This window comes from Algibacter sp. 2305UL17-15 (assembly GCF_040720935.1).
In the GTDB taxonomy this organism is placed as follows: Bacteria; Bacteroidota; Bacteroidia; order Flavobacteriales; family Flavobacteriaceae; genus Jejuia.
In genome coordinates this window covers 104,156-118,617 of the sequence record NZ_JBFDAE010000001.1, presented here as the reverse complement: position 1 = coordinate 118,617, position 14,462 = coordinate 104,156, and the positions used below count along the sequence as shown (strand labels likewise).

Annotated in this window: 10 protein-coding genes; 8 read left to right on the top strand and 2 right to left on the bottom strand. The window is 32.4% G+C overall.

Annotated elements, in window-relative coordinates:
• The first annotated feature begins 8 nt into the window (after positions 1–8).
• The 7 genes from ABXQ82_RS00490 to ABXQ82_RS00460 are packed head-to-tail and all read left to right on the top strand — an operon-like array spanning position 9 to position 10,681.
• Positions 9–380 carry a 3-hydroxyacyl-ACP dehydratase gene (locus ABXQ82_RS00490; RefSeq protein ID WP_367053422.1) on the top strand — a complete coding sequence of 124 codons (372 nt, stop codon included), beginning with the start codon at positions 9–11 and terminating at the stop codon, positions 378–380.
• A gap of 39 nt (positions 381–419) precedes the next feature.
• Positions 420–1,616: a DUF2062 domain-containing protein gene (locus ABXQ82_RS00485; protein WP_367053420.1), complete on the top strand. Its 1,197-nt coding sequence runs from the start codon at positions 420–422 to the stop codon at positions 1,614–1,616.
• Positions 1,609–5,298 carry a 1-acyl-sn-glycerol-3-phosphate acyltransferase gene (locus tag ABXQ82_RS00480; protein WP_367053418.1) on the top strand — a complete coding sequence of 1,230 codons (3,690 nt, stop codon included), beginning with the start codon at positions 1,609–1,611 and terminating at the stop codon, positions 5,296–5,298. The genes ABXQ82_RS00485 and ABXQ82_RS00480 overlap by 8 nt, the downstream gene beginning before the upstream one ends.
• The gene (locus ABXQ82_RS00475) at positions 5,295–6,833 is read left to right on the top strand and encodes an NAD(P)/FAD-dependent oxidoreductase (RefSeq protein WP_367053417.1); all 1,539 of its coding nucleotides are present in this window, start codon (positions 5,295–5,297) and stop codon (positions 6,831–6,833) included. The genes ABXQ82_RS00480 and ABXQ82_RS00475 overlap by 4 nt, the downstream gene beginning before the upstream one ends.
• Positions 6,834–6,842: 9 nt before the next feature.
• A complete protein-coding gene (locus tag ABXQ82_RS00470; protein WP_367053415.1) occupies positions 6,843–7,715 on the top strand; it encodes a cupin-like domain-containing protein in 873 nt (290 codons plus the stop codon).
• A 6-nt stretch (positions 7,716–7,721) separates the two neighbouring features.
• Positions 7,722–9,395, top strand: a complete 1,674-nt coding sequence (locus ABXQ82_RS00465; RefSeq protein WP_367053414.1) for a C45 family peptidase — start codon at positions 7,722–7,724, stop codon at positions 9,393–9,395.
• Positions 9,392–10,681 carry an AMP-binding protein gene (locus ABXQ82_RS00460; RefSeq protein ID WP_367053412.1) on the top strand — a complete coding sequence of 430 codons (1,290 nt, stop codon included), beginning with the start codon at positions 9,392–9,394 and terminating at the stop codon, positions 10,679–10,681. The genes ABXQ82_RS00465 and ABXQ82_RS00460 overlap by 4 nt, the downstream gene beginning before the upstream one ends.
• 235 nt (positions 10,682–10,916) lie before the next feature.
• Here ABXQ82_RS00460 and ABXQ82_RS00455 read toward each other — a convergent pair whose 3' ends face one another.
• Both ABXQ82_RS00455 and ABXQ82_RS00450 read right to left on the bottom strand, forming a co-directional pair.
• The gene (locus tag ABXQ82_RS00455; protein ID WP_367053410.1) at positions 10,917–11,762 is read right to left on the bottom strand and encodes a nucleotidyl transferase AbiEii/AbiGii toxin family protein; all 846 of its coding nucleotides are present in this window, start codon (positions 11,760–11,762) and stop codon (positions 10,917–10,919) included.
• Positions 11,737–12,735, bottom strand: a complete 999-nt coding sequence (locus tag ABXQ82_RS00450) for a type IV toxin-antitoxin system AbiEi family antitoxin (protein WP_367053409.1) — start codon at positions 12,733–12,735, stop codon at positions 11,737–11,739. Before ABXQ82_RS00450 ends, ABXQ82_RS00455 begins: the two co-directional genes overlap by 26 nt.
• Positions 12,736–13,236: 501 nt before the next feature.
• Here ABXQ82_RS00450 and ABXQ82_RS00445 point away from each other — a divergent pair.
• Entirely contained in the window at positions 13,237–14,454 is a 1,218-nt protein-coding gene (locus ABXQ82_RS00445; protein WP_367053407.1) for a site-specific integrase, read from the top strand.
• The last annotated feature ends 8 nt before the right edge of the window (positions 14,455–14,462 follow it).

Sequence of the window (14,462 nt, the reverse complement as noted above, 5' to 3'; positions counted from 1 at the left end):
AAAGGCGTATGTTAATTAAAGATTTTTATACGATAAAAAACATTCATCATGTAGATCCTGATACGTTACATGTTAATATTCAGCTTAATAAAAATCATGATGTTTTTAAAGGTCATTTCCCAGGAAACCCTGTAACTCCCGGAGTATGCATGATTCAAACTATCAAAGAAATAACGCAAACCCAAGTTAACAGTACTTTGTTTTTACAAAGTATTTCCAATGTGAAATTTACTGCTTTAATAAACCCAAATATTAATCCAGATTTAATTTTGGAGATCTCTCTAATTCAAGAAAACAATACCATTAGGGTTAAGAACGTCACTAAATTTACCGATGGCACTATTGCATTAAAATGTAATGGGACTTTTGTAAAAAAATAAATATTGGTTTATTATCTTTAGTCATAATTTTGATGGGAAATGGGAGAAAGTACAACAGAACAAAAACTAAATAATTTGCAATGTTGTGTCATTATACCAACTTTTAATAATCATAAAACATTACGAAAAGTTATAGAAGGTGTTTTGTTTTACACTAAAAACATTATTATCGTTAATGATGGTTCTACCGATTCAACTTCCGAAATACTTAAAAATTTCCCGCAAATACAGCAACTTCATTTACCAGAAAACAGGGGTAAGGGAAATGCTTTACGGCTTGGTTTTAAACATGCCGAAAGTTTAGGGTATCATTACGCCATTACCATAGATTCCGATGGTCAGCATTTTCCAGAAGACATTCCCGTTTTTATTAACGAACTTGAAAAAGCTGAAAACAAAAACCTGTTGCTTATTGGAGCAAGAAACATGAATCAAGAGAGTGTCCCTAAAAAAAGTAGCTTTGGAAATAAATTTTCAAACTTTTGGTTTTGGGTAGAAACAGGAATTAAACTTCAAGATACGCAGTCTGGTTTTAGACTTTATCCTATTCACCATCTTAAGCATTTAAAATTTTTTACCTCGAAATTTGAGTTTGAAATTGAAGTTATTGTAAAAGCCGCATGGCATGGTGTAACCGTTAAAAATATACCAATTCAAATATTATATGATGAAACCGAACGGGTGTCACATTTCAGGCCGTTTAGGGATTTTACACGAATTAGCATCTTAAATACCTGGTTGGTAATCCTTACTTTTTTTTATATAAAACCGCGCGACCTATACCGGAAGTTTAAAAAAAAAAGCATTAAGCGTTTTATCATAGAAGACTTTATTGGGAGTAACGATTCGCCAAGAAAAAAAGCGTCTTCTATTGCTCTTGGGCTTTTTATTGGACTTACACCGCTTTGGGGTTTACACACGTTAATTGTTATTTTTTTAGCCATCGTTTTAAAATTAAATAAAACCATAGCCTTTGTGTTTTCCAATATAAGCCTTCCGCCTTTTATTCCTTTTATTCTTTTTGCCAGCGTACAAATGGGGAATTATATTTTAGGTGATGACCAATCGTTTAACCTTTCGGAGATCACCGAAAATTTTGAAGTATTAAAGCATCTTAAAACGTACATAATAGGAAGTCTTAGTTTGGGAGTAATAGTGGCATCAACCTTAGGCATAATAAGTTATGTCCTGTTTTTATTTTTTCAGAAGAAAAAAGCACCAGTAGCAAATGCATAGAGTTTTTCATAATATATACCTCTATTTTAGTTCCAGGAAACTATTGGGTTTTGGTCTGCTTGGGTTACTGTTTTTAGTATTACTTTTAATAGCTTCCAGACTACAATTTGAAGAAGACATTACCAAGTTAATACCTAGTAATGCTAAAAATTCAAAAGCACAAAAAGTTTTAAAAAACGTAAATTTTACGGATAAAATTATTGTAAATATCTCGCGAGACCCAAACGGTTCGGTTGAAGATTTAACGCAATATGCTTCACAATTTATTGATAGTATTTCAAAAAACTCAGAGTCATATATAAAACAAATACAAGGAAAGGTTGACGATGAAGCTATTTTAAACACGATAAACTTTATTTACAAAAACCTACCACTATTTCTCGATGAAAGTGATTATAGTACCATTGCCAACAAAATTCAAAAAGACAGCATTGAAGCCATTACATTAAAGAATTATAAAACCTTAATTTCTCCATCTGGTATTGTTGCCAAAGACCTTATTTTAAAAGATCCTTTGGGCATTTCATTTATAGCTTTAAAAAAACTGCAAGAATTAAGTTTTGGGGAAGACTTTACATTACAAAACGGATTTCTGGTAAGTAAAAACAAAGCACATATTTTACTGTTTATCACTCCCGCTTTAGAAGCTAGTGAAACAGCCAAAAACACCTTATTCGCAAAAGAATTATACCGTACAAATTCCGAACTTAACAGCATTTTTTCGGGTAAAGTAAAAAGCGAATATTTTGGTGGCACTTTAATTGCCGTTGCCAATGCAAACCAAATAAAAAGAGACATTGGCATAACCATTAGTATTGCTTTAACCATACTATTGCTCATTTTTATCATCTTCTATAAAAAGCTTACTGTTCCCATTATTTTATTTGTGCCAACTGTATTTGGCGGCCTTTTAGCAATTGCATTACTTTATGTGTTACGTGAAAAAATATCGGTCATTTCTTTAGGTATTGGCTCCGTTTTACTCGGTGTTACCTTAGATTATTCATTACATATTTTAACACATATAAGAAGCAACAACAATATAAAAAGCCTGTATCAAGAAATTACCAAGCCTATTTTAATGAGCAGTCTAACAACCGCATTAGCATTTTTATGCTTACTCTTTTTAAACTCCCAAGCGTTACACGATTTAGGGATTTTTGCCGCAGTAAGTGTTTTGGGAGCGTCCTGTTTTGCTTTGATTTTTATTCCTCAGGTATATAAGGACAGCCCTAAAAAGATTAAAAAAAATACTGTAATTGACAAAATAGCATCCTACAATATTCATAAAAACAAATGGGCAATTATTGTGCTTGCAGTACTTTTTATTGGAAGCCTATTTACATACAATACGGTTGTATTCAATAAAGATTTAAATAAACTAAACTATTTGCCTAACGATTTAAAAGCATCGCAATTACGTTTAGACAAACTCATCAATAGTGCTTCAAAATCAATTTATTTAGCGGCTTACAGTAATTCTGAAGAAGAGGCTTTACACATAAACGATAGTATGTTGCTTCAGCTACAACAACTTAAAGCTGAAAATAAAATTATCAATTTTAGTTCGGTTGGCACTTTTGTCCATTCCAACAAACATCAGAAGCAACAGATTGAAAGATGGCATAGGTTTTGGGATGGTCCCACCATTGAAAATACTAAAAACAATATTGTTGAAAGCGGGAAGGCTTTGGGCTTTAAACCCCATACCTTTAACGCTTTTTTCGACCTTTTAAGCACCTCGTTTTCGCCTATAAAAAGTGAAGATTTTAAAGCCATAAAAACATTTACTGTTGATGATTATATCACCACAAAAGATAATTTTACAACCATAACGACCTTAGTTAAGGTTAATGAAACAGCACCTGTTATAAGTGCTTTTAAAAACAAATCTCAAGTTTTGGTTATTGATAGACAGCACATGAACGAAACATTTTTGGGCAACCTAAAAAACGATTTCAACAGCTTGATTGGGTATTCTTTAATTGTTGTCCTCATTATTCTTGTTTTGTTTTACAAAAGCACCTCGCTTACCTTGGTTACAGCTATTCCAATATGTTTAACATGGCTTTTAACAATTGGGCTGATGGGGCTATTCAACCTAGAGTTTAACATCTTTAACATTATAATTTCAACCTTCATTTTTGGATTGGGTATCGATTACAGCATATTCATTACCAACGGATTACTGCATGAATACAGAACAGGCGAGAAAGCACTAGCTACACACAAAACCTCCATTTTATTGTCGGTTATAACCACTATTTTGGGCGTTGGGGTTTTAATTTTCGCAAAACATCCGGCGTTATATTCTATTTCATTGGTTTGCATTATCGGTATTTTATCCGCAGTTTTTATTGCCTTTATCGTTCAACCTTTAGTGTTTAAACTATTCATTGGGAGTCGTTCCAAAAGACCCATATCATTAAGGCTACTTGTGCACTCTTTAGTATCGTTTACTTATTTTGGTCTAGGCGGTATTTTACTCTCACTATTTAGTGTCACGATTTTAAAAATTATTCCTATTCCGAAGAAAACAAAGATGAAATGGTTTCATATTATAATTTCAAAATTTATGAAATCGGTACTTTATACCCATCTTTTTTTGGTTAAAAATGTGATAAACAAACACCATGAAAATTTCGAAAAGCAAGCTGTCATTATAGCCAATCACACTTCTTTTTTAGACATTTTAGCTATTGGAATGTTGCATCCAAAAATTATATTTCTGGTTAACGACTGGGTTTATAATTCTCCTGTTTTTGGAAAAGCGGTGCAATTGGCAGGATTTTATCCCGTTTCTAGTGGGATTGAAAATGGACTAGACCATTTAAAGAAAAAAATAGATCAAGGCTATACTTTAATGGCATTTCCCGAAGGCACCCGATCTACAACCCATAAAATAAAACGATTTCATAAAGGGGCTTTTTATCTTGCAGAACAATTCAATTTGGATATTATTCCTGTACTTATCCATGGAAATTCTGAAGTTATTCCTAAAGGAAGTTCAATGATTAGAGATGGTCATATCACTTTAAAAATTCTAGAAAGAATTGCCCCTTACGATAAACAATTTGGCAAAAACTACTCACAGCGCGCCAAACAAGTAGGCGCTTATTTTAGAACTGAATTTAAAAAATTCAGAAAAGAAAGGGAAAACGCCACATATTTTCATAAAATATTGTTGGATAATTATAGGTATAAAGGCGATGTACTTTACAAAAGCGTTAGCCATGATATTAAAATCTATAAAGACGTCTATCAACAAATTTTAAATACTTTAGGAGAAAAAGATAGTATTGTGCACCTCTCTGAAGACGCAGGACAATTGGATGGTTTACTGGCTTTAAACGAAACGGATAGAACAATTATAGCTTATATTGAAAACCCAGAAAATAGAACAATCCTAAAAAACAGTTATCTTACAAACCATAGTAACATAACCTGTATAGATGCTATAGAAAACGCGATGGATTATACAGCAAACGCTCTCATAGTCAACTTAAAAAACAGTTCTATAGAAAACCATGTTGTGCCTTTTATTAAAAGTGATTTAAATCATATCATTTTATTAAAGGAAAGTAGAAATTTACAGATTGATACTGTCAAAGATTTTGGGTTTGAACCTGCTTATAAAGATAAAAACCTCATTATTTTAACAAAACCATTAATTGAAGCATGAAAACACATTACGATGTAGTAGTAATAGGAAGTGGTTTGGGCGGTTTGGTTTCTGCAAATATATTGGCAAAAGAAGGTTACAGCGTATGTGTTTTAGAAAAAAACAATCAATATGGGGGGAACTTACAAACCTTTGTGAGAACAAAAACCATATTCGATACCGGTGTGCATTATATTGGGGGATTAAGTGAAGGACAAAACCTTTATCAATATTTTAAATACCTCAATATTATTGACGATTTGAATTTAAAAAAATTAGATGAAGATGGTTTTGATATTGTGACTTTTGACGATGATGATACTGAATACATGCATTCACAAGGCTATGATAAATTCATTAAAAACTTACTGATTCAGTTTCCAGAAGAAGAAACAGGCATTAATATGTATTGCGATAAGCTTAAAGATGTATGCGATAAATTTCCATTATACGGCTTAAAACATGGGAAACCTTATTACGAAAACTCCGATGTTTTTAGTCTTAAAGCCAAAGATTTTATAAACGGTCTTACAACCAACAAAAAATTACAGGCTGTGCTTGCTGGCACAAATTTTTTATATGCCGGAGATGGCGAACGGACGCCTTTTTATGTACATGCACTTACGGTGAATTCCTATATTGAAAGTGCATACCGTTGTGTAAATGGGGGCAGTCAGATTTCAAAATTATTAATCAGGCGCTTAAAAGAAAATGGAGGCGATGCGTTTAAGCATCATGAAGTCGTTAAATTTGGTTTTGAGGACGGCAAAATCAGCTCGGCATTCACAAAAAACGGAAAAGAGATAAAAGGGGATTTATTCATATCAAATATAGAACCCAAGCTTACCATCAAACTTGCTGGCGAAGATAAGTTTAGAAAGGCTTACGCCAATAGAATACATAATATTGAAAGTATCATAGCAGGGTTTAGTTTATACATTGTTTTAAAGCCCGATTCTTTTAAATATCACAATAAAAATTATTACCACATAAAGGATTTCAATAAAATTTGGGACGGACAAAATTATACGCAAGAAAGCTGGCCCGAAGGCTATATGATGTCTATGGGGATTCACAAAAAAACAAGTCAATGGGGAGATAGCTTGACCGTTATGACCTATATGAAATATGATGAAGTAGAGCCTTGGGCAAACACTTTCAATACCGTTGCAAACAAAAATGATCGGGGACAAACATATGAGGAATTTAAAGCAGAAAAAGCAGAAAAACTAATTGTGGAGTTAGAAAAAAAGTTTCCAAATATCCGCGATTGTATTCAAGAAATCCATACCTCGACACCATTGTCGTATAGAGATTATATAGGCTCTAATAGGGGATCCATTTATGGTTATGTTAAAGATGCCGAGAACCCTTTACGCTCTTTTATATCGCCAAGAACCAAAATTAAAAACCTGTTACTTACTGGGCAAAGTTTAAATATGCATGGCATATTAGGTGTTACTATTGGAGCGGTACTTACCTGTTCCGAGGTTATTGGAATGGAAAAGCTATTAAACAAAATATTAGACGCTAATAAAGCAGAAAAAACACAGTAAAATAATTGGATGAAACATATTAAAACAACACCAATTACACGGGTTAAAAGTATTTCTAAAGAAGACTTTATCAAGCTCTACTATAAACCACAACGCCCTGTTTTAATTGAATCCTTAACCGAAGATTGGCCTGCTTTTAAAAAATGGAATCTAGATTATATCCAAGAACGCTCGGGCGACCAAATAGTACCGCTTTACAACAATAAACCAGCAACAGGCAAACAAAGTGTTTACGAACCTGTTAAAAAAGTAAAATTGCACGATTACATAGAATTGTTGAAAACCGAACCTACAGATTTACGTATTTTCTTTTACAACATATTAGATAGCATGCCAGAACTTCTTAACGATTTTAAATATCCAGACATTGGATTAAAATTCTTTAAGCGTTTACCGGCATTGTTTTTTGGTGGAGGCAACTCCAAAGTATTTATGCATTACGATATTGATTTGCCAGACAGCATGCATTTTCATTTTCATGGCACAAAAAGCGTCACCCTTTTTCCTCAAGAACAATCAAAATACTTGTACAGAGTTCCTTTTTCTATTCATAATATTGATAAAATAGATTTAGATCATCCGGATTTTGAAAAATATCCTGCACTAAAACATGCCGAAGGTATTCAAGTGCATATGAAACATGGCGATGCCTTATACATGCCAAGTGGGTATTGGCACTATATTAAGTATTTAGATGGGGGTTTTTCTATGACATTAAGAGCGTTACCTAGGCGTCCAAAAAAACTTGCAACCATGCTATATAATGTATTTATCATGCGACATTTTGATAATGCCATGCGTTATTTCTTTGGTCAGAAATGGTTGAATTATAAAGAAAATTTAGCCATCAAAAGAACCCATAAAACTTTAAAAATCGCTTAAGTTGATATGTGCCTAAAAAACATCGTGTTTAAAAGAAGTCTATCTGTTATTTTGCTGGTTTTTTTACTGGCATCATGCGGTATTTCTAAATCATTACACGATCTCCCAAATGTAAGCGGGTATAATAATGCTATCCCAGAAAGAATTAAAACTTCTGATTCTACATTTATAATTGGAGATAATAGGCTAAATAAAAACAAACAAGGGTTATGGGAGCTTTATGTTGAAGGCGATCCGTTAGAAAGAGGCTTAATTACGGGAAGTTTGACTCAAGAATTATTTAATAAACAAGAACGCATCTTCTTGTCTAAAGTCAACGATTTTGTGCCTTCAAAAACAAAACAAGCACTATTGCGCAAATTTTTGGCATGGTTTAACCGAAAGATGTATTTGCATATTCCTGAAGAATTTAAAGCAGAAATTTATGGGCTTTCAAAATATGCTTCATCTGATTTTAACAACATTGCAAACCCCTATTTAAGGGTGCTTTATTTACATGGCGCTCACGATATAGGGCATGCGTTACAAGATTTGGCGCTGGTGGGTTGCTCATCATTTGCCGCTTGGGGAGACAAAACCGAAGATGGTCACTTACTTATAGGCAGAAATTTCGATTTTTATGCAGGTGATGATTTTGCTAAAGAAAAAATCATAGCATTTGTAAACCCAACGGAAGGTCACAAGTTTATGTCTGTAACCTGGGGCGGCATGATTGGTGTGGTTTCAGGAATGAACGAGCACGGACTTACGGTTACTATCAATGCTGGGAAATCTAAAATCCCTTTAATAGCAAAAACACCAATTTCTATTTTAAATAGAGAAATATTGCAATATGCATCCAATATTGATGAAGCCATAACCATTGCCAAAAAGAGGCAAGTATTTGTTTCCGAATCTATATGTATTGGAAGTGCAAAAGATAAAAAAGCCATTATTATTGAAGTGTCTCCAGAAAATTTTGGAATATATGATGTCCCGAATTCCAACCAGTTAATATGCTCAAATCATTTTCAAAGTGACGCTTATTCAGATGATAAAAAAAATAGAGAACATAAAATAGAAAGTCATTCTCAATACCGTTACCAACGGATGGAGGAGCTTTTGGGGCAACAACAAAGAATAACACCTCAAATTGCTGTAGATATTTTACGAAATAAAGAAGGCTTACAAAACAAAAATATAGGTTTCGGGAACGAAAAAGCACTTAACCAGTTATTAGCGCATCATGCCATTGTTTTTAAACCAGAACAACGTTTGGTTTGGGTCTCTTCAAATCCCTATCAATTGGGAGCATTTGTAGCTTATAATTTAAATGAAGTTTTTAAGAACCCTGACAAAAACCTTCTTGCGAATACGGAATTAACTATTGAGAAAGATAGGTTTCAATTTTCTAAAGCGTATCGGGATTACGAGATTTACAGAAAGCTAAGTCATCAAATTAAATCTTCAATTAAAAAAGATGAAGCTGTTAGCCCAACGACAATTTCAAACTTACTCAAATCAAACCCGGAATACTGGGAAGGGTACTATATCATAGGAGAATATTATTATAAAAAAGGATATTTAACAGCCGCCTTAAATATCTTTAAAACAGCAAAAACCAAAGAGATTACAACAGTCCCAGACGAAAGGAATGTTGACTTATATATTAAAAAACTAAAAAGGAAGTTGAACTTATGATTCCAAATATAGAAAAAGCCTCAAAAGCAGACATTAAGGCATTTCAAGAAGATCAGCTAAAACTTCTTTTAGCCTATTTAAACACACGTTCTGTTTATTACAAGCGCATGTTTAACAAGCATAACATAGATGTTGATACCATCAATACCCTTGAAAATTTAACTAAAATCCCAACCACATCAAAAGACGATTTACAACACTATAATGATGATTTTATCTGTGTGCCTAAAAAAGAAATTATTGATTATGTAACAACTTCTGGAACTTTAGGAGAGCCCGTAACCTTTGCTTTAACAAATAATGATTTAGACCGTTTGGCCTATAACGAGGCGATTTCCTTTGCTTGTGCGGGGATAAATCAGGATGACACCATTCAGCTTATGACGACCATGGACAGAAGGTTTATGGCAGGATTAGCCTATTTTTTAGGAGCTCGAAAACTTGGAGCTGGTATTATTCGTGTTGGCAATGGCATTCCAGAACTACAATGGGATTCGATATTAAAATTTAAGCCAACTTATGTGATTGCGGTGCCTTCATTTCTTTTAAAACTCATCGAATATGCAAAACAAAACGATATAGATGTTAATGCTTCTGGAATAAAAGGCGCTATTTGTATTGGCGAGCCATTACGCGAACAAGATTTCTCATTAAATACTTTATCCGAAAAAATAAAATCCCAATGGGACATTGAGTTATTTTCAACTTATGCTTCTACAGAAATGAATACGGCTTTCACAGAATGCAAACAGCTACAAGGCGGACACCAACACCCAGAACTGATTATTACCGAAATTCTAGATGATAACGATCAACCTGTTGCGGAAAATGAAGCAGGAGAATTAACCATAACAACTTTGGGTATTGAAGGCATGCCTTTATTACGCTTTAAAACGGGAGATATGGTAATGGCACATCATTCTGCATGTGATTGTGGCAGAAACACCATGCGTTTGGGATCTGTTGTTGGTCGTAAAAAACAAATGATCAAATATAAAGGAACAACCATATACCCTCCAGCAATGGACAATATTTTAAATGATTTTAACTACATCGATTCCTATATCATTGAAATTTATCAAAATGAAATTGGTACCGATGAAATTCTTTTAAAAATCTCAACATCTCAACCGTCGGACACCTTATTGCAAGAAATCAAAGACCACTTTAGAGCCAAATTAAGAGTGCTCCCACGAATTGAATTTCACGATAAGAATGCAATTCAAAAACTTCAGTTTCCAAAAATGAGCAGAAAACCCATTGTGGTTATTGATAAAAGAGTATGATAAGATGTGATTTTAATCTAAAAATTTCAACATAAAAGCACTTATAAAAAACTTGTAGGTGCGTAATTTCCTTTAAAAAAGTCACCTACTTTTTCTAAAGTATATAGTCCAGTACTGTTAGAGAAACATTCATCTAGAATGGTTATTTTTTTTGAAAATTTTTATTTGTAGGCATTTAATTATTTTATTTATAACAGACAACTCCAATTGAGCAACCTCATTAATTGTTTAGCCTCTATTCCAACTTATCTAGCAACCCCCTTCGAAATTCTTCAAGAATGTCAACCGCATATTCTAAATCCCAATCTTTATTTTTAACCCAAAATTTAGCAATCTCGGAGTTTTCAACATCCACTACATTATCATTTATGGTCTTTAGGATACCTTCTTTTATGGTATCAGAAACATTTATGAATTTACTAGAATCTCTTCCTAAAACTCGTGCAGCAATTTTCAGTTGGTCAAAAATTTCTACTTCTGTAAATGTGTCATTATGATACTGTAAGATATCATCGTAATTTAAATCAAAGTAATGCTCTATAATTCTTAAAATATCATAGAGGTCGTTATCTCTATCTTCTGGTCTGTCGCTCCAAGCAATTAATTTTAAAATAACCATTCCTGCCAGTGAAGGGACTTGTAGTGACTTTTCTTCTATTTGCACAGTCTCAGTTTCTTGTAGTACTTCGGTAAAACCCAAAACGTGTAAATCTGTATAACGCTCGTTAAAATTTGCTGTAAACTTTTCTTCAATTTCTCCAAAAGGCAATAGGTCAATGGCAATATTGAATTTATCATGATATAATGTCCAAGGTGCTTCTACTTTATTAAATCCGTAGTTGAGAAGTTCTTCAACAACAGCTTCGAATTCTTGTATGGACGAAATCATTATGGCAAAATCAATATCTTTTGTTCCTCTGCTTGGTTTAAAACCTCCTTTTAATAATTCTAAAGCTATTGCACTTGCGCCAATGAGGTAATATGGCACGTTTAGTTTTACCAATACCTTATCGATACTATCAAAAACTTCCTTAAAATAAGGTATTGCTAATTCCTTATAAGTTTGGTTTAATGTGCTCATTTAAAATTATGTTAGCCGTTTCTTTGCTTCTTTTGTCATTGCCAATCATCAGTTCTGCATAAACTAATGCCGCTGGAGCTGTATTCTCAATGAATTCTTTATTCCAAAAAAGGTCGTATGCCCAAATATCGCCTTCATCATCTGGCATTAATCTGTAGTTGAGCATCAAATCTTTAACAGTTTCTTTGGTGTATAGAATAAATTTCTCTGGACGTAAGTGGTTGGTTAATATATCTCCTGCAGGTTCGCCTCCCCAAACTGTTTTATCTTGGTTGAGTTTTAAGTCTCTCCAATCTTGATTTTTATTATGAAACCTATAACGTTGTTTAAAAAGAGTAGGCTTTAATGTGTGTTCAAATTCTGTAATCCATTTATTAAGAAGGGCTTCGTAATCATTGATTACGTATTCATTCTTATTCAGTTTTAAAATGAAATTTGTATCGAGTAGTCCGTTTATAATTAAAGGAATGTTTCCTAAAGCCACATTTGCAGTCTCAGCAATTTCTCTTTGTGTGTTATTGATTAATTGCGGATTAAGTAAAAAATGAAATATAACTTTTAGACCAGTTTTGGTATATGCTCTATTTCCCTTTTCTTTTTGAGTTTTGGTTGTCTTATTGGTATCTATATAAAGAAATACATCATTTTGATTGATATAGACATTACCATTACCTTCTAAATAGTTTACCTTATTTTCTCGAAGTTCTTTTTTTACCTTGGGAAATAGTTTTTCAGCCACCAGTAAGAAATTTTGAAATTTAGTGTTGTAATGAAGTATGTTCAATAATTGGTGATTCTTTACATCTTTCTTGATTTCGACCTTTAACACTAGTTTTTGATTGTTCAATACTATTTTTAATTCTCCATCTACTTCTATATCTTTATGATAATCAATAGCATTCCAGTCCCAGGTTAATGGAATATCCTTTTCTAAATTTTGAATTGCATTATTTAAAATATCTAATTCAGTCATTGTAAAATTTTTGTTCATTATTTTTTATCGTTCATTATTCGTGAACATATTAAAAACATGAACAAATATACCTATTTTTCTGATCAATCCATATAAATCACTCTATACATTTCCTTACATTTTGTGAAAGTTTAGAATACAGGAAAAATCTCTCTTATCTTTTTACTGATGATAAAAAGAACTATGATGAACCTCTGTGAGATGAATTAAAAGTAAAGAACATCAAATAGAAGGAATATTAAATTTCAACATGATTGGAAACAAAAAAAGCTTCAAAAGGTTTTACTTTTGAAGCTTTTTTTTATAAACCGTGGAGAAGATGGGATTCGAACCCACGACCTCTTGACTGCCAGAGATGCAAAACAAGCATCAATCACAATCAACTTACACTATATATTATTGATAATCAGTCTTTTAATGTTTTTTGAGTTCAAATGACACTTGATGATATCAACAATTTGCATGCAAATTGCGTGCAAATTTTTTTTATCTTTGATTATCATGAACACAAATATAAAACTTTCTTTAGATACTCGTAGGGAAAAAAAAGATAAATCTTATCCTATAATTTTAAGGTTGACTCATTTTCGCAAAACTACTTCAATAAGCTTAGGAAAATCTATTACTCTAGTCTATTGGGATGAAAAAAATGAAAAAATACGAAGATCATTTAAAGGAACTGCTTCAGTAAGCAAACTAAATAATCAATTATTAAAGGAAAAAACTCGAGCAATAGACATTATTAATGAGTTGTATGAAAAAAATGAACTCAATTTTTTATCAATATTACAGGTTAAAAGTAAAATTATTAGAAAAGTTTCTTTTGCTTCATTTTTCGATTATAGTAATAGTATAATTGAAGAACTTAATAAAGTAGAACGTTATGGAAATGCCAATTCATACTATGCTGTCACTAAAATTTTGAAAAAATTCAATCAAGGAAATGATTTAAAATTTAACGAAATCAATTATGAATTCCTTAAAAAGTTTGAGCAATTTCATTATTCTAGAGGAAATTCTACAAATGGGCTGGCTGTTTATATGAAAACTATCAGAGCCATTTATAATAAAGCCATTAAGGCTGGAATTATACCGAAAGAGGCCTATCCTTTTACAAATTATAAAATAAAAACAACTCCTACAGAAAAAAGGGCTATTGACATAAACAGTATCAAATCAATAATGATGTTGCAGTTAAAAGAAACGGATAATCTATTTCATTATAGAAATTATTTTTTAACATCTCATATGCTTTATGGTGTTTCATTTATTGATATGGCATTCTTGAAACTTGAAAACATCATAGATAACCGCATAAAATTCTTTAGAAGAAAAACATCCAAGCCCTATGATATTAAAATCACTTCCCAATTGAAAGAGATACTTGTATTTTATACTAAGGACAAGGATAAATCCGATTTTATATTTCCTGTTATCAAGAGAGATACTTACGAACTTCAATACAAAGATGTATTATGGGCTCGTAAAAGATATAATAATGGTTTAAAGGAGATTGCAAAAAAATGTAGTATAGACCAGCGTCTAACATCTTATGTGTCTCGTCATAGTTTTGCTACTCAAGCTATGCTACAAGATGTTCCTTTACAAGCCATTTCTGCCATGCTTGGTCATAATCGTTTAACAACAACTCAAATTTATCTTAAATCTTTGCCTAGTGAGGTATTGGATGATTATAATAAAAAATTGGTGGAAATTTAAAAATTAAA

Excerpts from the sequence above, each read along its gene's own strand:
- ABXQ82_RS00485 (WP_367053420.1), top strand. The coding sequence starts at position 420 with ATGGGAGAAAGTACAACAGAACAAAAACTAAATAATTTGCAATGTTGT.
- ABXQ82_RS00480 (WP_367053418.1), top strand. The coding sequence starts at position 1,609 with ATGCATAGAGTTTTTCATAATATATACCTCTATTTTAGTTCCAGGAAA.
- ABXQ82_RS00460 (WP_367053412.1), top strand. The coding sequence starts at position 9,392 with ATGATTCCAAATATAGAAAAAGCCTCAAAAGCAGACATTAAGGCATTT.
- ABXQ82_RS00490 (WP_367053422.1), top strand. The coding sequence starts at position 9 with ATGTTAATTAAAGATTTTTATACGATAAAAAACATTCATCATGTAGAT.
- ABXQ82_RS00455 (WP_367053410.1), bottom strand. The coding sequence starts at position 11,762 with ATGAGCACATTAAACCAAACTTATAAGGAATTAGCAATACCTTATTTT.
- ABXQ82_RS00475 (WP_367053417.1), top strand. The coding sequence starts at position 5,295 with ATGAAAACACATTACGATGTAGTAGTAATAGGAAGTGGTTTGGGCGGT.
- ABXQ82_RS00450 (WP_367053409.1), bottom strand. The coding sequence starts at position 12,735 with ATGACTGAATTAGATATTTTAAATAATGCAATTCAAAATTTAGAAAAG.
- ABXQ82_RS00445 (WP_367053407.1), top strand. The coding sequence starts at position 13,237 with ATGAACACAAATATAAAACTTTCTTTAGATACTCGTAGGGAAAAAAAA.
- ABXQ82_RS00465 (WP_367053414.1), top strand. The coding sequence starts at position 7,722 with ATGTGCCTAAAAAACATCGTGTTTAAAAGAAGTCTATCTGTTATTTTG.
- ABXQ82_RS00470 (WP_367053415.1), top strand. The coding sequence starts at position 6,843 with ATGAAACATATTAAAACAACACCAATTACACGGGTTAAAAGTATTTCT.